At 72.6% G+C, this 20,661-nt stretch carries 18 protein-coding genes; 14 read left to right on the top strand and 4 right to left on the bottom strand.

The window, feature by feature from the left end:
• The first annotated feature begins 28 nt into the window (after positions 1-28).
• The 7 genes from ACIP84_RS00895 to ACIP84_RS00865 all read left to right on the top strand — a co-directional run bounded on the left by ACIP84_RS00895 (position 29) and on the right by ACIP84_RS00865 (position 11,694).
• Positions 29-1,723 (top strand): alkaline phosphatase D family protein, encoded by a 1,695-nt coding sequence (locus tag ACIP84_RS00895; RefSeq protein ID WP_401792935.1) that lies wholly within the window; start codon positions 29-31, stop codon positions 1,721-1,723.
• Positions 1,724-2,121: 398 nt separating this feature from the next.
• The gene (locus ACIP84_RS00890) at positions 2,122-3,333 is read left to right on the top strand and encodes a metallophosphoesterase (RefSeq protein WP_401792933.1); all 1,212 of its coding nucleotides are present in this window, start codon (positions 2,122-2,124) and stop codon (positions 3,331-3,333) included.
• Between the two features lie 186 nt (positions 3,334-3,519).
• Positions 3,520-4,260, top strand: a complete 741-nt coding sequence (locus ACIP84_RS00885) for a class I SAM-dependent methyltransferase (RefSeq protein WP_401792932.1) — start codon at positions 3,520-3,522, stop codon at positions 4,258-4,260.
• Positions 4,261-4,857: 597 nt separating this feature from the next.
• Positions 4,858-6,033, top strand: coding sequence for a glutamate--cysteine ligase (locus ACIP84_RS00880; RefSeq protein ID WP_401792930.1), 1,176 nt, complete (start codon positions 4,858-4,860; stop codon positions 6,031-6,033).
• A 264-nt stretch (positions 6,034-6,297) separates the two neighbouring features.
• Positions 6,298-8,082 (top strand): N-acetylglutaminylglutamine amidotransferase, encoded by a 1,785-nt coding sequence (locus ACIP84_RS00875; protein ID WP_401792929.1) that lies wholly within the window; start codon positions 6,298-6,300, stop codon positions 8,080-8,082.
• A complete protein-coding gene (locus ACIP84_RS00870) occupies positions 8,055-10,124 on the top strand; it encodes a S9 family peptidase (RefSeq protein WP_401792927.1) in 2,070 nt (689 codons plus the stop codon). The genes ACIP84_RS00875 and ACIP84_RS00870 overlap by 28 nt, the downstream gene beginning before the upstream one ends.
• A 103-nt stretch (positions 10,125-10,227) precedes the next feature.
• Complete coding sequence (locus tag ACIP84_RS00865; protein WP_355962227.1) at positions 10,228-11,694, top strand: ornithine decarboxylase; 1,467 nt, start codon at positions 10,228-10,230, stop codon at positions 11,692-11,694.
• A gap of 101 nt (positions 11,695-11,795) precedes the next feature.
• On the opposite strand, the gene ACIP84_RS00860 is transcribed toward ACIP84_RS00865, so the two are convergent.
• The 4 genes from ACIP84_RS00860 to ACIP84_RS00845 form a co-directional block, all read right to left on the bottom strand.
• Complete coding sequence (locus tag ACIP84_RS00860) at positions 11,796-13,001, bottom strand: amidohydrolase (RefSeq protein ID WP_401792925.1); 1,206 nt, start codon at positions 12,999-13,001, stop codon at positions 11,796-11,798.
• Positions 13,002-13,131: 130 nt separating this feature from the next.
• Positions 13,132-13,575 (bottom strand): CBS domain-containing protein, encoded by a 444-nt coding sequence (locus ACIP84_RS00855; protein WP_355962223.1) that lies wholly within the window; start codon positions 13,573-13,575, stop codon positions 13,132-13,134.
• 226 nt (positions 13,576-13,801) lie between these two features.
• On the bottom strand, positions 13,802-14,176 hold the full coding sequence (locus tag ACIP84_RS00850) for a PRC-barrel domain containing protein (RefSeq protein WP_401792922.1): 375 nt from the start codon (positions 14,174-14,176) through the stop codon (positions 13,802-13,804).
• Between the two features lie 157 nt (positions 14,177-14,333).
• Positions 14,334-14,564, bottom strand: a complete 231-nt coding sequence (locus ACIP84_RS00845) for a DUF6480 family protein (protein WP_355962218.1) — start codon at positions 14,562-14,564, stop codon at positions 14,334-14,336.
• A gap of 351 nt (positions 14,565-14,915) precedes the next feature.
• Here ACIP84_RS00845 and ACIP84_RS00840 point away from each other — a divergent pair, with 351 nt between their 5' ends.
• The 7 genes from ACIP84_RS00840 to ACIP84_RS00810 all read left to right on the top strand — a co-directional run bounded on the left by ACIP84_RS00840 (position 14,916) and on the right by ACIP84_RS00810 (position 20,591).
• A complete protein-coding gene (locus ACIP84_RS00840) occupies positions 14,916-15,077 on the top strand; it encodes a hypothetical protein (RefSeq protein WP_355962216.1) in 162 nt (53 codons plus the stop codon).
• 174 nt (positions 15,078-15,251) lie between these two features.
• Entirely contained in the window at positions 15,252-15,836 is a 585-nt protein-coding gene (locus ACIP84_RS00835) for a 2Fe-2S iron-sulfur cluster-binding protein (protein WP_401792918.1), read from the top strand.
• Entirely contained in the window at positions 15,833-16,816 is a 984-nt protein-coding gene (locus ACIP84_RS00830) for an FAD binding domain-containing protein (RefSeq protein WP_401792916.1), read from the top strand. Before ACIP84_RS00835 ends, ACIP84_RS00830 begins: the two co-directional genes overlap by 4 nt.
• A 16-nt stretch (positions 16,817-16,832) precedes the next feature.
• Entirely contained in the window at positions 16,833-18,968 is a 2,136-nt protein-coding gene (locus tag ACIP84_RS00825) for a xanthine dehydrogenase family protein molybdopterin-binding subunit (RefSeq protein ID WP_401792913.1), read from the top strand.
• Between the two features lie 268 nt (positions 18,969-19,236).
• Complete coding sequence (locus ACIP84_RS00820) at positions 19,237-19,551, top strand: hypothetical protein (protein WP_355962208.1); 315 nt, start codon at positions 19,237-19,239, stop codon at positions 19,549-19,551.
• Positions 19,552-19,863: 312 nt separating this feature from the next.
• Positions 19,864-20,328 (top strand): DUF3618 domain-containing protein, encoded by a 465-nt coding sequence (locus tag ACIP84_RS00815; protein WP_401792910.1) that lies wholly within the window; start codon positions 19,864-19,866, stop codon positions 20,326-20,328.
• Positions 20,325-20,591, top strand: a complete 267-nt coding sequence (locus ACIP84_RS00810) for a DUF4235 domain-containing protein (protein WP_355962204.1) — start codon at positions 20,325-20,327, stop codon at positions 20,589-20,591. Before ACIP84_RS00815 ends, ACIP84_RS00810 begins: the two co-directional genes overlap by 4 nt.
• Positions 20,592-20,661: the final 70 nt, after the last annotated feature.

Below are 20,661 nucleotides of genomic sequence, written 5' to 3'. Positions count from 1 at the left end.
CGTACCGAGTGGCGGAAGGGGACGCGCGATGGCCGGTCTGCGGCTGGGACCGTTGGTGCGGTACGTGGACTGGGAGTCGGGGACGAGTGCGACGGTGTGGGTGGAGACCGACCAGGCGTGTTCGGTCGAGATCCGGTGCGCGGGCGGCGGCGGTGGTTCGGCCCGCACGTTCCTCGTCGCCGGGCACCACTACGCGCTCGTCGTCGTGACCGGGCTGACCCCCGGATCGGCAGCGGAGTACGAGGTGGTGCTCGACGGCGACCGGGCATGGCCCCAGGCGGGCTCGCCCCTGCCGCCCAGCACCCTGAACACGCCGCCGGTCCCGGCGAGCGGCGCGGTCGTCGCCTTCGGCTCGTGCCGGTGGGCGGCGCCCGCCGTGGGCGAAGCCGATCCGGTGGGCCCCGACGTCCTAGACACCCTCGCCGCCCGGCTGGCCGCCGATCCCGAGGACGGCCGCCCGGACGTGCTCGTCCTCCTGGGCGACCAGGTGTACGCCGACGAGACCTCCGCCGACACCCGCGACTGGATCGCCCGGCACCGGCGGTCGGCCGGCACCGGCTCCGACGCCCCTCCGGACCAGGTCGCCGACTACGAGGAGTACACCCGTCTCTACGACGAGTCCTGGGGCGATCCCGAACTGCGCTGGCTGCTGTCGACCGTGCCCAGCTGCATGATCTTCGACGACCACGACGTCATCGACGACTGGAACACCAGCGCCGCCTGGGTGGCCGACATGCGCGCGACGCCGTGGTGGCACGAGCGGATCACCGGCGGCCTGATGTCGTACTGGGTCTACCAGCACCTCGGGAACCTCTCTCCGGCCGAGCTCGCGGAGGACGCGCTGTACACGGCGGTCCTCGCCGCCGACGACGGCACCGAGGTGCTGCGTGCCTTCGCGGAGCGGGCCGACGCCGATCCGGCGTCGGTGCGCTGGAGCTACCGCCGGGACTTCGGCCGCACCCGGCTGCTGATGGTGGACACGCGGGCCGCGCGGGTGCTGGAGGAGCAGAGCCGGGCGATGCTCGACGCCGAGGAGGCGGACTGGCTGCGGACGCAGGCGTTCGACGACCCCGGCGGCGTCGATCACCTGCTGGTCGGGACCTCGCTGCCGTGGCTGCTGCCGCCGATGGTCCACTTCGCGGAGAGCTGGCACGCCGCCCTGTGCCGGGGCGAGCGCGGACCGGGCTGGGCCCGGTTCGGCGAGTGGCTGCGGCGGCGCGCGGACCTGGAGCACTGGGCGGCGTTCACCGCCTCGTTCCACCGGCTGACGGAGACGGTCGCGGAGGTGGGACGGGGCGACGCCGCCCCGGCGACGGTGTGCGTGCTGTCGGGGGACGTCCACCACGCGTACGTGGCCGAGCCCGTCTGGCCCGCCGGGCAGCAGCCGGGCTCCCGCGTCTTCCAGTTCACCTGCTCTCCGCTGCACAACTCCGTGCCCGCCGCGATGCGGGTGGGCTTCCGCTTCGGCTGGAGCCGTTTCGCCAAGGGCATCGGACACCTCCTCGCTCGCCACGGCCGTGTCGCAGCCCCGGCGGTGCGCTGGGAGCGCACGGGCGGCCCGTGGTTCGGCAACCAGCTCATGACGCTGACCCTGCGCGGCCGGACGGCGCGGCTGCGGCTGGAGAAGGCCTCGACAGGCGGGAAGCGGGCGCGACAGAGGACGGACCGGGCGGGAGCTCGGATGGTACTGGTTCAGGAACGTGGGCTGACGGAGGACGGCTGACGCTGCCGCGTGCGGGCGCCGTGGGTTTGGGCAGGCCGCTGCCGTGGCACCGTCCGGCGCGCGCGAACCTCCCGCCGTCGTCGACGCCGACCAGGGCGTCCTGGTCGGCACGGCCGCCGGGGCTCGTCGACTCGTCTTGCCCGGCCGGTGCCGTTCAGGCCGACCGCAGGGTCTGCGGGCCGCGCGTGACGGGCTCTGCGAAGCTTGAGGCACCCCCCGTCCGCGACGGAGGACGATGACCTGCCCAAGCGACTCGGAAAGCCGGGGCCGGAGCGGCACCGGGCAGGTCCGATCATGGCGAGGTCACGGACGGACGGCTGATGCGACGACTGGTCCGGGGCCACCACCCGGTTCCACCACGGGTATGACCCGCCGGACAGAATCCCAGGAGACGAAGCGTGACCGAGACCAGCGAACCCCGATCCGTCACCGAAGCTCAAGGGGAGCCGAGGAGCAGACTGCACCGTCTGTTCCGCTACCTCCCCTTGATCGCCCCGGTCCTGCTGTGGACCGTGCCGTGCGTGGTCCTCCTGTACACCGGTCAGCACTGGCCGTTCCCTGGCACACTGATCGCCACCGCTGTCTTCGCCGTCGGCCTGATCGGCATGCCGCTCGCGATGATGCGCGGCCACGGCCGGCGCCAGCAGGACCGCGCGGCGATCGTCGGTGACACCCTCCTGGGCGGCATCTGGGTTCTCTTCACCTGGTCCGTTCTGCTCGGCGTCCTGCTGAGGTTCGCCCTGGCCGCGGCCGGTGTGGGCGACGGACAGGACCGGGCGCGCATCGTCACCTGGGTCGTCCTCGGCGTCTCCGCGGTGCTGCTCGCCTGGGGTTACGGCGAGGCCCGACGCGTACCACGCGTGCGCCGACTCGATGTGGAACTCCCGCGTCTGGGAGCCGGGTTGGACGGCACCAGGGTGGTTCTGATCACTGACACGCACTACGGTCCGCTCGACCGCGCCCGCTGGTCGGAACGGGTCTGCGAGACGGTGAACACCCTGGAGGCCGACCTGGTCTGCCACACCGGAGACATCGCCGACGGAACGGCCGAACGCCGCCGGGCCCAGGCCGCCCCGCTGGGCACCGTGCGGGCGGCTTGGGCCCGTGTCTACGTCACCGGCAACCACGAGTACTACAGCGAGGCCCAGGGATGGGTCGACCTGATGGGCGAGCTCGGCTGGGAGCCGCTCCGCAACCGGCATCTGCTGTTCGAACGCGGCGGTGACACCCTCGTGGTCGCCGGCGTCGACGACGTCACCGCCGAGGCCTCCGGGCTGACCGGGCACCGGGCCCACCTCGACGGAGCCCTCCAGGGCGCCGACTCCGACCTCCCCGTCCTCCTCCTGGCCCACCAGCCCAAGTTCATCGACCGCGCGGCGGCCCGGGGCATCGACCTCCAGCTCTCCGGCCACACCCACGGCGGTCAGATCTGGCCTTTCCACTACCTGGTGCGCCTCGACCAGCCGGCCGTGGCCGGCCTCAGCCACCACGGCGCCCGCACCCTTCTCTACACCAGCCGCGGCACCGGTTTCTGGGGCCCGCCCTTCCGCGTCCTCGCCCCGAGCGAGATCACCCTGCTCGTCCTCCGCTCCCCGCGGCAGCCCGCGTAGCCCCGACGCTGGGGAGCGGGCGTCCCGCTCGCTCTGAGCGGTCCATGCGGTGCATGAGCGGTGCATGAGCCGGGTGAGCGGGCCGCCGGGCCGGCGGGACGGCTGCTGATCAGGCGGTGGTGTGCGGTCGTGGTCGAGGCCCTCACCGTGTTGACTGCCCCCGGCAGGCAGTGCTGGAGTCGGAAGGTGGACAGCATCCCCGCCAACCGGCGGCTCTGGAACCAGATCAGCAGCGCCTACCAGCACGAGCACGACCCGCGGATAGGTGCCACACCCCGGCTGTGGGGCATGTACTCCATCCCCGACGCGCACCTGCACGCCCTCGGCGACGTCACCGGCAAGCGCGTCCTCGAACTCGGCTGCGGCGCCGGCCAGTGGTCCAGGGCGCTTGCCGCTGAGGGCGCCACCGTGGTCGGCCTCGACCTGTCCGAAGCCCAACTCGCGGCAGCGGCCCGTGCGATGGGAGCGGCCCGCTACCCGCTGGTGCAAGGCGCCGCCGAGCAACTCCCCTTCGCCGACAACAGCTTCGACCTGGTGTTCTGCGACTTCGGTGGGCTCAGCTGGGCGCCCCCGCACCTGGCCGTCCCCCAGGCCGCACGCGTCCTGCGCCGAGGCGGGCGCTTGGTGTTCAACGTCGCCAGCCCATGGTTCGAAGCTTGCTACGACGAAGCCGGCAGCCGTGTGACCACGACGCTGCAGCAGGACTACTTCGGGCTGGCCACCATCGCCGAAGGCAACGGCGCGACCAGTTATCAGCTCACCTACGGCGACTGGGTCAGGGTCCTGCGCGGCGCGGGTCTCATCATCGACGACCTCATCGAGCCGCGGCCCGAGCTCGGAACACCCAACGGCTACAACGAAACCGACCCACCCGACTGGGCACACCGCTGGCCGGCGGAACTGCTCTGGGTCACACACAAACCGTGAGTTCCACGCACCGGCGACCTCCTCCAGCCTTTCAGCCCCAGCAGGGCGAGCCGCGCACCCCGCTCGTCCAACGACCGGGACAGGGCCGCGCCCAGTCCCCGCGCAGCTCGGGTCACCACCACCGTGCGGCCTTGCAGGGGTCGGGTACGCGTACGGATCTCCATGAGTCCCTCCGTCAAACCCGCGTCTCGCGTGCCGTCGCCCGAGGCTCTGCCCGGGCCCGTGTCCGGTGTCCCAGTTCCTGTTCCAGGGTCTCCCGCCCGGGCGTCGGCCGCCGGGCGGGACGGGCAGCCCGTGGACGGCGGGCCGGAGGTCGCTGCCGACGCCCACGGCTCCCGTGACGCGAAGGCCGGTGCGGGGGCGCCCGGAGCGCCGGATCACCGCGTCCTTCCACCGACCTCCGTGGCGTACCGGCATGACAGAAGGGCGCACCACCGCCGCGAGTGCTCGAACGAGCATCGTGCGTGACAGATGAGCGAGTCATGCTTGGATTCGTCCCGAGGGGGAAGCCGCACGTCAGGCCCATCGAGGGGCAGAGGGACGCCGATCGGAGAGATCAGCCCACCCGAAGATCGTCGAACTCGCACAGGAGACGCAGTGGTCGTCCGAATAGGTGTCGAAGAAGAATTCCACGTCATCGACGTCGAGAGTGGCGCGCTGACGCCCCGGGCCGACGCCGTACTGGGCCGGCTCTCCCGGCACAGCAGCGCCTACACGCAGGAGTTCCCCCAGTCGGTCGTCGAGTCGAACAGCGGGGTGCACGCGCGTCTCGACGAGCTCTACGCGGACCTCACCGCGTCGCGGAGGCGCCTGAACGCGGCCGCCTCCGCCCAGGGCCTCGCGGTCATGGCGGCGGGGGCGGCCCCCATCGCGCGACTCGGAGTCGTACCGGCGACCGACGATCCCCGGTACCACGCCATGAGGGAGGAGTACCGGCGCGTCGCGGACGAACAGCTGATCTGCGGCGCCCAAGTCCACGTGGACGTCCCCGACCGGGACACCGCCGTACGGGCACTCTGCGCGATCAACCCGTGGCTTCCGCCCCTTCTGGCGCTGTCCGCCAGCTCCCCCTACTGGCTCGGGGCGGACACGGGCTACGCGAGCTGGCGCACCATGATCTGGCAGCGCTGGCCCACCTCCGGACCGGCCGGATGCTTCACGAGCGCTGAGGAGTACGACGCCGCGGTCGAGGAGCTGATCGTCAGCGGCGTCATCAGCGACCCCGGGATGATCTACTACGACATCCGCCCCTCCGCTCATCTGCAGACGCTCGAACTGCGCATCTGCGACGCCTGCCCGCGCGTCGAGACCGTGGTGCTGATCGCGGCACTGTTCCGGGCACTCGTCGTCGACGCCTGCGCCCAGGCAGAGGCAGACCGCGACGCCCGCTGCGACGACCGGCACGAATGGCTCCGCACGGCGACCTGGCGGGCCGCGCGATCCGGCCTGGAAGGCGACCTGATCGACCCCGCCACCCACGAGCCCGCACCCGCCCCCGACGTCGTACGCCGCGTGCTCCGACGACTGCGCCCGACCCTGGAGGCGCACGGGGACTGGGACCTGGTTCTCGGCCTGGCCGAGGAGGCCCTGGCCCGGGGGAGCGCCGCCCACCGCCTCCGCCGAGCGGCGTCCGAGGACGACCTGCTCTCCGCCGTGGACCTGCTCCTGGCCGAGACCCGGGGCGAGAACCGCGGCCGCACGCCGCTCGGCCGACGGCGCGGGGCGACCCCCTCCCGAACGGAGGGCATGCCGGCGAAGGCCTACTGGAGGTGACTCACCGGCACGGGCGACCACGCGGAGCGCATCACGCGAACCACTCACACACGAACCGCCCACCGGGCACCAGGGCCGCCGGTCCCGACTGTCGCGAACCGGCTGCCCCCTGCCATCGGTCGGCGTATCGAGGAGAGCACTCATCATGCTGATGTCGGACGACATGTCGACGAGAACAGGACCCATGCGGACCCGCGCACTCCGCACGCCACCCCGGGTGGCCCCGGGACACGCCCGGGGGGCCGCCCGACGGGGAGGTGCAGGGTGTGCGGCCTGAGCGGTGAGATCCGCTTCGACGAGGGGCGGCCCGATCTGGCGGCGGTCGAGCGCATGACCGACCGGATGGCGGCCCGCGGCCCGGACGGCCGGGGCATGTGGTCCCAGGGAGCCGTCGCCCTGGGCCATCGGCGCCTGAAGATCATCGACCTTTCGGAGCGCGGGGCTCAGCCGATGACGGACAGTGAGGCACTGATGACCTGTGTCTTCAACGGGTGCATCTACAACTACCGGCAACTGCGCGAGGAACTGGGCCGGCTGGGCCACCACTTCCTCACCACGTCCGACACCGAGGTGGTGATCAAGTCCTATCGGCAGTGGGGCACCGACTTCGTCCAGCACCTCATCGGCATGTTCGCGGTGGCCCTGGTGGAGCACGACACGGGCAGGCTCGTGCTCGCACGTGACCGGCTGGGCATCAAGCCTCTCTACCTGGCCGAACTGCCCGGCAGACTGCGCTTCGCCTCTACGCTCCCGGCCCTGCTCGCGGGCGGCGGGGTGGACACCTCGCTCGACCCGGTGGCGATACACCAGTACATGAGCTGGCACGCCACGGTCGCCGCACCACGCACCGTCCTGGCGGGAGTGCGCAAGCTCCCGCCTGCGACCGTCCGTGTCGTGGAACGGGACGGGACGTGGCGCGACCACCGCTACTGGCAGCCCTCGTACACGCGCCAGGGCGAGTTCGCCGGGATGGGGCCCGCCGATTGGCGGGACGCCGTCCTCGCCGCGCTCCGGACGGCCGTACGGAGACGGACGGTGGCCGACGTGCCCGTAGGTGTCCTGCTGTCGGGCGGCCTCGACTCCAGCCTCATCGTGGCCCTGCTGGCCGAGGCGGGGCAGCACGACCTGGCGACGTTCAGCGTGGGATTCGAGTCGGAGGCGGGCGAGGAGGGTGACGAGTTCGCCTACTCCGACCAGGTCTCGCGGCTCTTCGACACGGACCACCACCAGCTGATGGTGCCGTCGGACCGGGTCTCCACCGCCCTCGGCGGTGCGATCGCCGCCATGAGCGAGCCGATGATGAGCCACGACGTCGTCGCCTTCCACCTGCTCTCGGAACTCGTCTCCAAGGAGATCAGCGTCGTACAGACCGGCCAGGGGGCCGACGAGGTGTTCGCCGGCTACCACTGGTACCCCGCGCTGGCGGACGCCGAGCGGGCGGAGGAGCCCCGGAGGTACGAGGAGATCTACTTCGACCGCTCCCACGCCGACCTCGCGAAGATCCTGCAACCGCACATGCTGCCCGACCACGACGCGTCCGCCGAGTTCGTCCACACGCACATGGCCGCCCCGGGTGCCGAGACCGCGCTGGACGCGGCACTCCGGCTCGACACCCACGTCATGCTGGTGGACGATCCGGTCAAGCGGGTCGACAACATGACCATGGACTGGGGCCTGGAGGCGCGGGTGCCCTTCCTCGACCACGAGCTGGTCGAGCTGGCGGCCGCCTGCCCGCCCGAACTGAAGCTCTCGGACGGCGGCAAGGGCGTGCTCAAGCAGGCCGGGCGCACCGTGCTCCCGCACAGCATCGTCGACCGTCCCAAGGGCTACTTTCCCGTGCCGGCCATCCGCCACATGGCGGGTCCGGTGCTCGAACGGGTACGGGAATCCCTGGCCGCGCCGGAGGCGCGGGCACGCGGCCTCTTCCGCGACGAGTACGTGGCTTCGCTGCTGGCGGCCCCCGACGACCACCGCACGAACCGAGGGGCGAACGCCCTGTGGCAAGTAGCGTTGTTGGAGACATGGCTGCAGACGCACGGAATCGACTGACGGACCGGTCCGCGACGACGGCCCCCGCCGCGACGACGGGCCGCCCCGCGGCGGCTCCCGTGGCGGCGCCGGTCGCCGACGCCGCCGGCCCGCGGGACACCCCACGGCCGAGGGTGGCCCACGCCTGCTGGTATCCCTCCCCCGATCCGCGGGGCGAACAGGTGGCGTTCGTCTGCGACCGCGACGGCGCCCCACAGCTCTGGGTCGGGCCGCTGGGAAGCGACGAGGCCCACCTCCTCGACACCGGTCCGGATCACGTCACGGAGGTCTCCTGGTCCCCGAGCGGCGAATGGATCGCGTACACCGTGGCCCCCGGCGGGAGCGGTCACACGCGCGTGCTCTGCGTCCGCCCCGACGGCTCGGACCGCAGGGTCCTGGCGGGCGCGGAACCGGGAAGCTCGGCCTACCTGGGGTGCTGGGCCCGTGACGGCTCGGCTCTCGCGGTGACGGTCGCCGAGCCGGTCGGTGAGAGGACCGGCTCGGCGACCGTCACCGGCCGTTCCGCCGGCTGGACGGAACGCGACGGGCACGCGACCCTCCTCGACGGCGTGCCTCCGGCCGGGGCGGCCGACGGGACGCCCGCGCCGGTCCGTGACCGGCTCACGGCGTACCTCGTCGATCCCGCGGGAACGACGGCGCCCCGGCTCCTCGCGGACGAGACCGGGGCGGCGACGCTGCGCGTGTGCGACATCAGCCAGGACGGGCGTCTGGCCCTGCTGCGCCGCGGACCCCGGGCGAGGCGCGAAGGCGTGGTCGTCCGCGCGGCGGACCAGACCCCGACGTGCGCGCTGCCGGTCGCCGACGGGGATCCGTGGATCGGCCGCTTCTCGGCCGACGGCCGCACGGTCTGGCTGCGCAGCAACCACGAGCGGGAGTTCGCGGCGCTGCTCGCGCTCCGTCTCGACGGCGCCGACGAGCGGAAGGACCTGACCGTGGTGGCCGCACGCGACGGGTGCGATCTCGAACTCCTCACGTTCGTGGAGGGCGACCGGCGCGCGGCCCTGGCGTGGAACGACGGAGGGACGAGCGTGCTCGAGACCCTCCCGCTGACGGCTGAAGGGAGTGCGCCGCCCGCGCCGCGCGAGGTGCCGCTGGCGCACGAGGTGGTCACCCGGGTGGCGGCCGCGGGGCCGGACGGCATGGTGGTCGCCCTCTCGGGCTCCCGGCGACGCCCCGGTGTGTGGTCCGTTCCGGCTGCGGCGCCGCCCGCGCGTACACCGTGGTCGGCAGGCGACGCCGCCTCCGTACCCCGGGGGCTTCCGCCCGTACCGCCCGTACCTCTGCGGGCCACCGCGCGCGACGGGCTGCTCCTCGGGGGCTGGTACCACCGTGCCCCCGGCAGGTCCCCCGGCGAGCCGGCGCCGTGCGTCGTCCATCTGCACGGCGGCCCGGAGGAACAGGAACGACCGGTCTTCGACCCGCTCTACCAGGAACTGCTCGGCCGGGGCATGGACGTCTTCGCCCCCGACGTCCGCGGCTCCTCCGGCTGGGGCCGCTCCTTCGTCGACGCCGACCTGGGCGAAGGGCGTTTCGCCGCGATCGACGACGTCGCCGACTGCGCGACCCACGCGGTCGCGTCAGGACTCGCCGATCCGCAGCGGCTGGCCGTGATGGGGCACTCGTACGGTGGCTACCTCACCCTGGCCTCACTCGTATGGCACCCGCACCTCTTCCGTACCGGCATCACGGTGTGCGGGATGTCGGACTTCGCCACGTTCTTCGCCGGAACCGAGCCCTGGCTCGCGGAATCCGCCGCCCACAAGTACGGCCATCCCGAGCGGGACGGCGCACTGCTGCGTGCGCTGTCGCCCATGAGCCGCGTCGACGAGCTGCGCGTGCCCTTGCTCGCGGTGCACGGCGAGCACGACACGAACGTCCCGCCCGGTGAGTCCGAGCAGATCGTCGGTGCCGCACGCGCGCGAGGCCTGGTGGCGGAACTCCTGATGCTGCGCGACGAGGGCCACGACTTCCGGCGTGCCGACAACCGGCGGCTCTTCCGGCGCGCCGCCGCGGAGTGGATGCAACGGTGGCTGCTCGGCTGAGCCGCGGCGGAACCGATGCTCCTCCCCGGCGGCGCGGGCCCCGGACCGGGCGCGGGCGGCTGACGAAGGTGTTTCCGCCCTGTTCAGGGGAAGCCGCAATTCCATGGACCATTCAAAGGCACCCGTGCTCGACGCGCTGGTCGCGTACCACGCGGAGAACCAGACACCCTTCACCCCGCCCGGCCACAAGCAGGGAAAGGGTGCGGACCCCCGTGTCCGGGCGGTCCTCGGCGACAGCGTGTTCCGGTCCGACGTCCTCGCCGTCAGCGGCCTGGACGACCGGACCTCGTCCAAGGGCGTGATCGCCGAGGCCCAGGAGCTGATGGCGGACGCCGTCGGCGCGCAGCACACGTTCTTCTCCACCTGCGGCAGCTCGCTCTCGGTCAAGGCCGCCATGCTGTCCGTGGCGGGACCGTACGAGAAGCTGCTCGTGGGGCGGGACGCGCACAAGGCGGTGGTGTCGGGGCTCGTCCTCGCCGGCATCGTGCCGATCTGGGTCGATCCCCAGTGGGACCCGGAGCGCCACCTCGCCCATCCACCGTCCGCGGAAGCCTTCCGCGCCGCCCTCGCCGAGCACCCCGACGCGAGGGGAGCCCTGGTCACCTCGCCGACTCCGTACGGCACCTGCTCCGACCTCGCAGGCATCGCCGAGGCCTGCCATGAACACGGCGTGCCCCTCATCGTCGACGAGGCATGGGGCGCCCACCTGCCCTTCCACCCCCACCTGCCGACCTGGGCCATGGACGCCGGGGCGGACGTCTGTGTCACCTCGGTGCACAAGATGGGATCAGGGCTGGAGCAGAGCTCGGTCTTCCACCTCCAGGGTGATCTGATCCGACCCGAGGTGCTCAAGAACCGCGAAGACCTGCTGGGAACGACGAGCCCGTCCGTGCTCGTCTACGCGGCCCTCGACGGCTGGCGCCGCCAGATGGTCCAGCACGGGCACGCCCTCTACGACGACGCGCTCGCCCTCGCCAAGTCCGTACGGGCACGGATCGCGGAGATCGACGGGCTCCGCGTCCACGGGCGGGACGACTTCTGCGGTCCCACCCGTGCCGCCGACCTCGACCCTCTCCAGGTCATCGTCGACATCAGCGCACTCGGCACCAGCGGCTACCGGATCGCCGACTGGATCCGCTCCCACCACCACATCAACCTGCATCTGTCCGATCACCGCCGCACCAGCGCACAGCTCACCCACGCTGACGACGCCGACAGCGCCGAGGCGCTGATCACCGCACTGACCGATGTCGTCGAGCATGTCCACGAGCTCCGCCCGGCACCCCGGCTGCACGTACCCGGCCCGGAGGAGCTGCGACTGGAACAGGCCATGCTGCCGCGCGACGCCTTCTTCGGGCGGGCCGAGCAGGTGCCGTGGGAGCAGGCCGTCGGCCGCGTCAGCGCCGAGATGCTGACGCCCTACCCGCCCGGCATCCCGGCCGCGCTGCCGGGAGAGCGACTCGACGCCGGGGTCCTGCGCTATCTCCGGGAGGGCGTGGACGCCGGCATGGTCGTGCCGGACGCGGCCGACACCGAGGTCAAGACCGTACGCGTGGCCGTCGAGGAGTAGCCGGGGGAGTGGGGCCGACGTGGCCGGCGACCGGGGACAGGTCCCGGCGCGGACGTGACCGGGACCGGGGACCGGGTCCCGGCGCGGCCACCCGCGCCCGCTCACCGTCCCGCGGCTGCCTTCGCCCTCAGCAGCTCCCATGCCCGCTCCCGTACCTCCGGACGCGTGAGCACATCGACAGCCGTGCACGCGAGCGCCTCCGCCGCGGCCGCCATCACCCGCCGCGCACGGGGCCCGGCCGCCGCCTCCGCGAACTCGGGCGTGTGGTCGGACCCGTCGGACCCCATGATGGCGACCCACGGGTGGATCCCCGGCACCCGCGTGCTGACGTTCCCGAAGTCGGACGATCCCAGGTACACGCCGGGCTCGGGCTCCGACAACCGGATGCCCGCCCGGTCCAGGTGCTCGGCGAACAGACCCGAGAGCACCTCGTTGTCACGGAAGTGCTCGTACCGCCCGCCCACGTCGGTCACCTCCGCCCTGGTACGCGTGGCCGACGCCACGCCCAGCGCGCAGGAACGCAACTCCTCCACCAGCTCCTCCAGTGCGGATGCCGTCGCCCCACGCAGCCCGAACAGACCCTCCGCGTACTCGGGGACGATGTTCGTGGCCCGCCCGCCGTCCGTCACGATGCCGTGGACGTGTGATCCCGCGGGAAGCCGCTTGGCCAGGACGCCGAGCGTGTTGAAGAGCTGGATCAGCGCCCCCAGCGCGTCGATTCCCTCCGTAGGGCGCCCGGTGGGGTGCGCGGCGCGACCGTGGAAACCCACCCGGACCTGCGCGCTGGCCGTCAGCGGCGCCCATGTCCAGTCGTGGACCCCCGGATGGAACATCAGCGCCGCGTCCACGCCTTCGAAGAGCCCCGCCGCCACGGCCGCGACCTTGCCGCCGCCGCGCTCCTCCGCGGGCGTTCCGACCGCCAGCAGTGCCCCCTGGACCTCGCCGAGCGCGGCCCGCGCGGCGAGCGCCGCACCGAGGCCCGCCGCGGCGATCAGATTGTGTCCGCAGGCATGGCCGAGGAGCGGCAGCGCGTCGTACTCCATCAGCAGGGCGACACAGGGCCCACCACCCGACCCGCTCCCCGAGCCCGTGCGGGCCAGGAACGCGGTCGGCAGGTCGGCCACCCCGCGCTCCACCTCGAAGCCGTCCCGTTCGAGTTCGCCCGCCAGCAGCCGTGCCGCCCGGTGCTCCTCGTAGGCGGTCTCCGGTTGCCGATGCAGCGCGAGGCTCACCTCCCAGAGCCGTTCCTCACGGGCGGACACCTCTTGCCTGACGCGGGCGTACAGAGACTCGGCGGCCTGGGACACGTGGACCTCCTCGGGACGGGTCGAGCGCCGCGGTGCCTGGTCGGTCTCTCGGGTGCACGAGCGCCCACCGGCGGCGGCGGGACGCGGGTCTCCTCGTCGTCCGCCGCGCGTCGGCCTGAGAGGCGGGTCCTCAGTGGGCGCCCGCGTACACCTTGTTCGCGAACTCGGCGATCTGCTGGTCGGAGAGGTTCTGGGCGAGGTTGGCCTCCGAGATCATCCCGCAGAGACGGTGTCCGTCCTGCACGTCGATCACCGGCAGTCGCTTCACCTGGTTCTCCTCCATGACGTGCAGGGCGTCCGTCGCCGACGCGTCCGCGTCGATCCAGTGCAGCTCACCGCCGAGGGAGCCGCACTCGACCTGGGCCGGGTCGTCACCGACGGCCACACACTCAACGACGATGTCGCGGTCGGTGACCATGCCCATCAGCCGGTCGTCGTCACCGCAGATGGGCAGCGCCCCCACCTGCATGTCGCGCATCATCCGCGCCGCATCCTGCAGGGACTCGTGCTGACCGACGCACTGGGTGCCCGGTGTCATGATGTCGCGTGCCTTGAGCGGCTTGTTCTGTGCCATGATCACTCCTCCCGTCGGGGCACCGAATGGGTGCCTACGGGTCCGCTTCCCTGTTCTTCCGTCGCGACACGCATCTCCGACGTCTGCCACGCTGCGCCGGGAACTCCGGGAACTCCGGGAACTCCGGGAACGCGACGAGGCGGAGGTCGTCCGCCAGGCGGTCACGCGACGACCAGGCCACCGTTGGGCCCCTGCCCCGATCCGACGGGCCCCCGCGCGTCGAGCGTCAGGAGGCTCCGGCGCTGCCCTCACACGATGCGACAGCCAGCCGGTAGTAGGCCGCGACGTCCTCCCGGTACTGAGGGTCGGCGAGATGCCGGTCGGAGAGGAACTGCGGCGCGTCCTTCACCTGCTCCCTGGTCAGAGTCAGCCGCAGGACGCGCCGCTCCGTGTCGACCTCCGCGACCCCGCCGGCGGGAATGAGCACCTCGCCGAAGATCCATGCGCCGGCGTCGACGACCAGGTGCGCCTCACCCGCGTCGTCGGCGTGCTCGGTGACCGGCCCGACGGGGCCGTCGGTCGCCTCGACGTCCCATCCGGTCAGATCGGTTGCCGGCAGATGGCCACACGTCGCACTGTAGGTCCACAGGTCCTCCGGCATGGTGTCGCTCCCCGCTCCCCGCTCCGTCGCGTTTCGGGACGCGTCTGCCCCCCTCATCGGCGCCCACACAAAGCAGGTGTCCGGCCTGTCGTACGGCAGGCACCTGTCACGGTCGGCGTCGCCCCGGCCTCCGGTTTCCCACGTGCCGGCGGCCGGGTCAGTCGGTGGCGAGAATGATCGCGTACACGAGGAAGAACAGGGCGAACAGGATGACCATCGCCCAGATGATCACGAGGGGGCCTGTCGCCCAGCCGCGCCGCGGCGGGCGGTACGGGCCGGTGCCCGTGCTCGTACCCGATTCCGCGGGTGGTGTCGTGCCCGGCCGGGTTTCGCTTTCGGAGAGTTCGCGGGGGTCGGGGCCCGGGTCGGGGTTGCTGGGACCGGTCATGACGTTCATCTCCTGGTAGTCGCAGGAGGAGCGTACGAACTGCGCGCGGTCGACAGTGCTCGTCCGAACGCACCATGCCCTGCGCCTAGCCGCCACCGACGTGTCCCAAACGGTCCTGCGAGACATGTGTCGGAAGCCGGCAGGGCAGCGGAGGCGGCGTCCCCTGCTGCGGCACGCCCGTGGAGGGGCGTGGGCGTCCCCGTCGAGGGTGTGGCTCCCTGCGGACGCCCGCCGTACCGGCTCTGCACGTTTCCGTCGCCAGGACATGGGCAAACCGTACAAAGCGATCAATTGGTGTCACTCCTGAGGGGCAAGCCCGCCCCAGGAGCCGAGCCCGAAAGGCAGTAACCGATGGGTGTCGTGAAAGCCGCGTACATGCAGGTCCGGGGGCTGATGAAGGAGTCCGAGGGCAAGGCCCTGCAGGATCCGTCCCTGCGGGACGAAGGGCGCCGGATGCGCGACGAGGGCCGATCGGCGCGCGAGCGGCGTCGTCTGCCGCGGCCCCCGACCTAGGCCCGGTCGGGTTCCCGGATCCCCTGGCTCACGTGTGGGCCGGTCCGGGCGGCCCTCTGCGCCGTTCGGCGGACAAGGGGGACTCACGGCGAAGAATGCGGGGAAGCCGGGGAAGTCGGGGAGGGAGACGACGGCCAGCAGGTGACCCCGATCGCCGTCGGAGGAGCGAGCACCGTGGACGATTCCGGAGCGACCCGTGGGAACCGGACCGACCCTGAACGCGGGACGGAGACGAGAAACCCCGACACCACGTCGCGGGTCTCGCTCCGGATCAACGGGAACACGCACGAGCTGCGGCTCGACAACCGCACGACCCTCCTGGACACCCTGCGCGAGCACCTGGACCTCACCGGAGCGAAGAAGGGCTGCGACCACGGCCAGTGCGGCGCCTGCACCGTGCTCGTGGGCGGCCGGCGGATGAACAGCTGTCTGATGCTCGCCGTCACCTGCGACGAACCCGTCACCACGATCGAGGGTCTCGCGCGCCCCGACCGTCTCCACCCCCTTCAGGAGGCGTTCGTCTCCCGAGACGCCCTGCAGTGCGGCTACTGCACACCGGGCCAGATCTGCTCTGCCGTGGCCATGCTGGACGAAGCCGCCGCGGGGCACCCCTCCCACGTCACACCACCGGACCGCCCGGTCGGCGGCGATCCCGGGCTCCTCACCCCGGAGGAGATCCGGGAGCGGATGAGCGGCAACCTCTGCCGGTGCGGCGCCTACGCGAACATCGTGGACGCCATCCAGGAGGTCGCCTCGTGAAGCCCTTCGGATACCTCCGCGCCCACGGTGCCGACGAGGCCCTCGCCGCGTACGCAGCACACCCCGGCGCCCGCTACATCGCCGGCGGCACCAACCTCGTCGACCTCATGAAGCTCGGAGTGGCCGACCCGTCGTTCCTCGTCGACATCAGCCGGCTGCCGCTGGACGGCATCGACGAGACCCCGGACGGCGGCCTGCGCATCGGCGCGACCGTCCGCAACAGCGACCTGGCTGTGCATCCGCTCGTACGGACCCGCTACACCGCACTGTCGCAGGCGCTCCTCGCAGGAGCCACCACACAGCTGCGCAACGCCGCCACCACCGGTGGCAACCTGCTCCAGCGCACCCGCTGCCTGTACTTCCAGGACACCTCGAAGCCCTGCAACAAGCGTGCGCCGGGCACGGGCTGCCCCGCCCGAGAGGGCGTCCACCGGGACCTGGCGGTGCTCGGCCATTCCGCGCGGTGCGTCGCCACCCACCCCTCGGACATGGCGGTCGCGCTCGCCGCCCTCGACGCCCGGGTGAACCTCCTCAGCCTCGACGGGGAGCGCACCGTACCCCTCACCGAGTTCCACCGGCTGCCCGGTGACACGCCGGAGCACGACACCGTCCTCCGGCCCGGTGAACTCGTCACGGCGGTGACGCTCCCGCCGCCCGCCGGAACGCACAGCGCCTACCGGAAGGCCCGCGACCGCGCCTCGTACGCCTTCGCGCTCGTCTCCGTCGCCGCGGCCCTCACCGTCGAGGAGGGAGTCGTCCGTCACGTCGCCCTCGCCTTCGGCGGGGTCGCGCACGCACCGTGGCGGGCCCGCGCTGCCGAGGAGGTCCTGCTGGGAGCGCCCCCCACGGAAGAGACCTGCGCCCGCGCCGCCGACGCCGAGCTCGCCGCGGCCGACCCGTTGCGCGACAACGCCTTCAAGGTGCCGCTCGCCCGCCGTCTCGCCGTCCGCGTGCTCACCGATCTCGCGTCCCGCCACTGAGGAGCCGGCCACCGTCATGCCCACGAACTCCCCGCCCCAGGCCTCCAGCGCGCCCGACGAAGGTGCCGCCGTCCGTCGTGACCCCGACGTCCGTCGTGACGCCGGGGAGAAGGTGACCGGCGCGGCGCGCTACGCCGCCGAGCACACCCCGCCCGGCTGCCTCCACGCCGTCCCCGTGCCCGCCACGGTCGCACGGGGCACGGTGACCGCTGTCCACGCCGACGAGATCCTGCGACGGCCAGGCGTCCACGCCGTCCTCAGCCACACGAACGCGCCCCGCCTCGGCGATGCCGAGGACCCGACGCTGGCACTGCTCCAGAATGATCGCGTACCGCACCGGGGCTGGTACGTCGCCCTCGTGGTCGCCGACACCCCGGAGAACGCCCGCGCCGCCGCCGACGACCTGCGGATCGAGTACGCCACCGAGGACCACGACCCCGGCCCGCCCGCCGGCCATCCCGGCCTCTACGCACCCGAGGAGGCCAACGGCGGCCATCCCGCGCTGCGCGAGCGCGGGGACTTCGACGCGGTCTTCGCCACGTCGGCCGTGCGCGTCGATGCCACGTACACCATGACCGCCCAGCACAACCACCCGATGGAGCCGCACGCCGCCACCGCGTGGTGGGAGGACGACGCGCTGACCGTGCACGACTCCAGTCAGGGGGCCACGAAGGTACGAGACGTCCTCGCACGGCTGTTCCAGATGCCGGGACACCGCGTCACGGTCGTCTCCGCGTACGTCGGCGGCGGCTTCGGCTCCAAGGGCACCCCGCGGCCCCAGGCCGTCCTCGCCTCGATGGCCGCCCTGCAGCTCGGGCGGCCCGTGAAGCTGGTCTTCCCGCGCCGCGAACTCGCCGCGGTCGTCGGCCACCGGGCCCCCACGGTCCAGCGGGTCCGCATCGGCGCGAACGCCGACGGCGTGATCAGCGCCCTCGCCCACGAGGTCGTCACCCAGACCTCCACGGTCAAGGAGTTCGTCGAGCAGGCGGCCGTTCCAACCCGCATCATGTACACCTCGCCCCACAGCCGGACGAGCCACCACGTGGTGGCCCTGGACGTGCCGACGCCCTCGTGGATGCGGGCCCCGGGCGAGGCTTCCGGCATGTACGCCCTCGAAGCGGCCATGGACGAACTCGCCGTCGCCTCGGGCGTCGACCCGGTCGAACTCCGGCTGCGCAACGAACCCGACACCGAGCCCGACAGCGGCAGGCCGTTCAGCAGCAGGGGCCTCACGGAATGCCTGCGGGAGGGTGCGCGGCTCTTCGGCTGGGAGGGCCGCGACCCCCGGCCAGGAGTACGACGGGCCGGCGACCGACTGACCGGCACCGGAGTGGCCGCGTCGACCTACCCCTACCTCCTGAGCCCCTCGTCGGCCTCCGCGCACGCCGCGCCGGACGGCGCACACGTCGTACGGGTCGCCGCCACCGACATCGGAACGGGGGCCCGGACCGTCCTCGCCCAGATCGCCGCCGAGGCACTCGCCGTCCCGCCGGCCTCGGTACGCGTGGAACTCGGGAGCAGCGCCCTGCCGACCGCTCCGCTGGCGGGCGGCTCGTCGGGCACCTCCTCCTGGGGGTGGGCCGTCCACAAGGCCTGCACGGTCCTGGCCGACATGGTGCGCGCGCACTCCGGCCCGCTTCCGCCCGAAGGACTCACCGCCCGGGCGGACACCGCCGAGGAGGCCGGCCGGGAGTCCCCGTACGCACGTCACGCGTTCGGTGCGCAGTTCGCGGAGGTCGACGTGGACACCGTGACGGGGGAGGTGCGGGTCAGCCGCCTGCTCGGGGTCTTCGCGGTCGGCCGGGTACTCAGCCGGCGCACCGGGCGCTCGCAGCTCATCGGCGGCATGACCATGGGGCTGGGCATGGCGCTGACCGAGAGCAGCACCCTGGACCGCGCCTTCGGGGACTTCGCGGAACGGGACCTGGCCTCCTACCACGTCCCCGTCTGCGCCGACGTACCGACGCTCGAAGCGCACTGGCTCGACGAGGAGGATCCCCATCTCAACCCCATGGGCAGCAAGGGGATGGGGGAGATCGGCATCGTGGGGACGGCGGCCGCGATCGCGAACGCCGTGCACCACGCGGTGGGCGTACGCCTGCGGGACCTGCCCCTGACCCCTGACCGCCTGCTCCCGCACCTGCCCGCCTGATCCACGGGTCGTGACGGGAGCCGTGGGCCTCCGCCGCGGCACGGTCGTGGGCCTCGCCGTGCCGGGGGTTCGAGCGGTGGGCGGCCGGCGAGACCCGCTGGTGCTTCGTACCGGCGGGCATGCCGTGTTCCTCGGACGCTACCCGCGCGGCCCGCCCGAGCGGCGGCGCGGGTCGTCCGCCGGCTCGAAGCAGGCTCCGCATCCGATAGGCGTTCCGTCGATCGGCGTGGCCGCCTCGATGCCGGCCGGAAATGCCTAGGCTCGTCGTATGACCGAGAGTGAGATCCAGCTCAAGGCAATCGCGGCGCTCACGGCCCTGCGCGGGGGAGTCGCCCAGGACTACGTCTCCGACCTGCTCGGTGAGGTCATTCCGACACAGTTCCTGGTTCCCGACACCGACGACGCGGTCGAAGTCGGAGCGGCGGTTCTCACCCAGCTCACGGGCCCGGTCAGCGCTCTGGTGCGCGGGTTCATCCTCGCCTTCGAGTCGGTGGCCGACGCGTACGACCAGACGGAGTCCGGAGAGCCCACCGAGCAGATCCTGCAGGCCCTGGCTCTGGAGATCGCAAGCGACGCGGACTGATCGGCGTCGGGGTCGCGGGGGCAGCCGACCGCCTCTGTGCCGCTCCGCGTGTCCGGGTGGGCTCCGAAGCCTTGGTGGCACGGGGCCAGGGGGGTGGGGGAGAGGCCGGTCGTCTCCTCGCCGGCGTCCACCCCTCGGCCCCGACCACCCGGCCGGACCGCGATCCGGGTGGAGAACGGGTGGTCTGGCGGTGACGGGGTAGGCGCCAAGCGGGCGACACCCGCCGTCGAACCCGCCTCTGACCGGGTCCCCCCGGGTAACCCATCGTCAGCGTCAAGGCCGAACGTGCGAGATCAAGGAGAAGGCACACCGATGAGTCAGCACCCCCGAAGCGACAGATCCGCGCCGCGACCCGAGGAACTGCGCAAGACGGTCGCACACACCCGCGAGAAGCTCGGACAGACCGTGGACGCCCTGGCGGCCAAGGCCGACGTGAGGGCCCAGGCCATGGAGAAGGCGGCCGACCTCAGGACGCATGCCGCCGCCAAGGCCGCCACCCTCACCGGTCAGCTCCGCGAGACCGCGGAGCACGCAGCCCGGCTCGCCAAGGACAAGACCCCCGACCCCGCTGTGGACAAGGCGGCGCACGCAGCCGCGCAACTGCGGAGCACGGCTGCTCGCGCGGGGCAGCTCGCCGCCGACCGGACACCGGACCTCGTCGCCGACAAGCTCGGCCACGGGGCGGCCGCAGCCCGGACCTATCGGACCCCGCTGCTCGTAGGGGTCGCCGCGCTCGGCGTCCTCCTGCTCGTGCGCCGGAGCCGGAGGCATCGATGAAGACCGCCAAGCTCGCTTACCGTCCGATAGGCCTCGCGTTCGGATTCGCCGGCGGCCTCGCGGCCCGCGCCGCCTTCAACCAGATGTGGAAGTGGGCCGGGCACGACGACGACGCCCCGGACGCGATGGACGAGGAACGCACCTGGCGCGAGATCCTGTTCGCGGCAGCCCTGCAAGGAGCGGTCTTCGCCCTCGTCAAGGCCGCCGTCGACCGCGCTGGGGCCACCTCGGTCCGGCGCCTGACGGGAACCTGGCCCAGCTGATGCCCGGGCGCCGTCCGCCCGACGACGGCGCCCGCCCGTCCCCGCCTCGGTGATCTCGCCGTTCTACCGC

Source organism: Streptomyces sp. NPDC088707 (genome assembly GCF_044752725.1).
In the GTDB taxonomy this organism is placed as follows: domain Bacteria; phylum Actinomycetota; class Actinomycetes; order Streptomycetales; family Streptomycetaceae; genus Streptomyces.
This window is presented reverse-complemented; position numbering and strand designations above follow the sequence as displayed.

Bases quoted from the DNA above. Each gene is read 5' to 3' on its own strand.
- ACIP84_RS00865 (WP_355962227.1), top strand. From the start codon at position 10,228: ATGGACCATTCAAAGGCACCCGTGCTCGACGCGCTGGTCGCGTACCAC.
- ACIP84_RS00850 (WP_401792922.1), bottom strand. From the start codon at position 14,176: ATGCCGGAGGACCTGTGGACCTACAGTGCGACGTGTGGCCATCTGCCG.
- ACIP84_RS00825 (WP_401792913.1), top strand. From the start codon at position 16,833: ATGCCCACGAACTCCCCGCCCCAGGCCTCCAGCGCGCCCGACGAAGGT.
- ACIP84_RS00820 (WP_355962208.1), top strand. From the start codon at position 19,237: ATGACCGAGAGTGAGATCCAGCTCAAGGCAATCGCGGCGCTCACGGCC.
- ACIP84_RS00870 (WP_401792927.1), top strand. From the start codon at position 8,055: ATGGCTGCAGACGCACGGAATCGACTGACGGACCGGTCCGCGACGACG.
- ACIP84_RS00840 (WP_355962216.1), top strand. From the start codon at position 14,916: ATGGGTGTCGTGAAAGCCGCGTACATGCAGGTCCGGGGGCTGATGAAG.
- ACIP84_RS00845 (WP_355962218.1), bottom strand. From the start codon at position 14,564: ATGACCGGTCCCAGCAACCCCGACCCGGGCCCCGACCCCCGCGAACTC.
- ACIP84_RS00855 (WP_355962223.1), bottom strand. From the start codon at position 13,575: ATGGCACAGAACAAGCCGCTCAAGGCACGCGACATCATGACACCGGGC.
- ACIP84_RS00810 (WP_355962204.1), top strand. From the start codon at position 20,325: ATGAAGACCGCCAAGCTCGCTTACCGTCCGATAGGCCTCGCGTTCGGA.
- ACIP84_RS00895 (WP_401792935.1), top strand. From the start codon at position 29: ATGGCCGGTCTGCGGCTGGGACCGTTGGTGCGGTACGTGGACTGGGAG.
- ACIP84_RS00815 (WP_401792910.1), top strand. From the start codon at position 19,864: ATGAGTCAGCACCCCCGAAGCGACAGATCCGCGCCGCGACCCGAGGAA.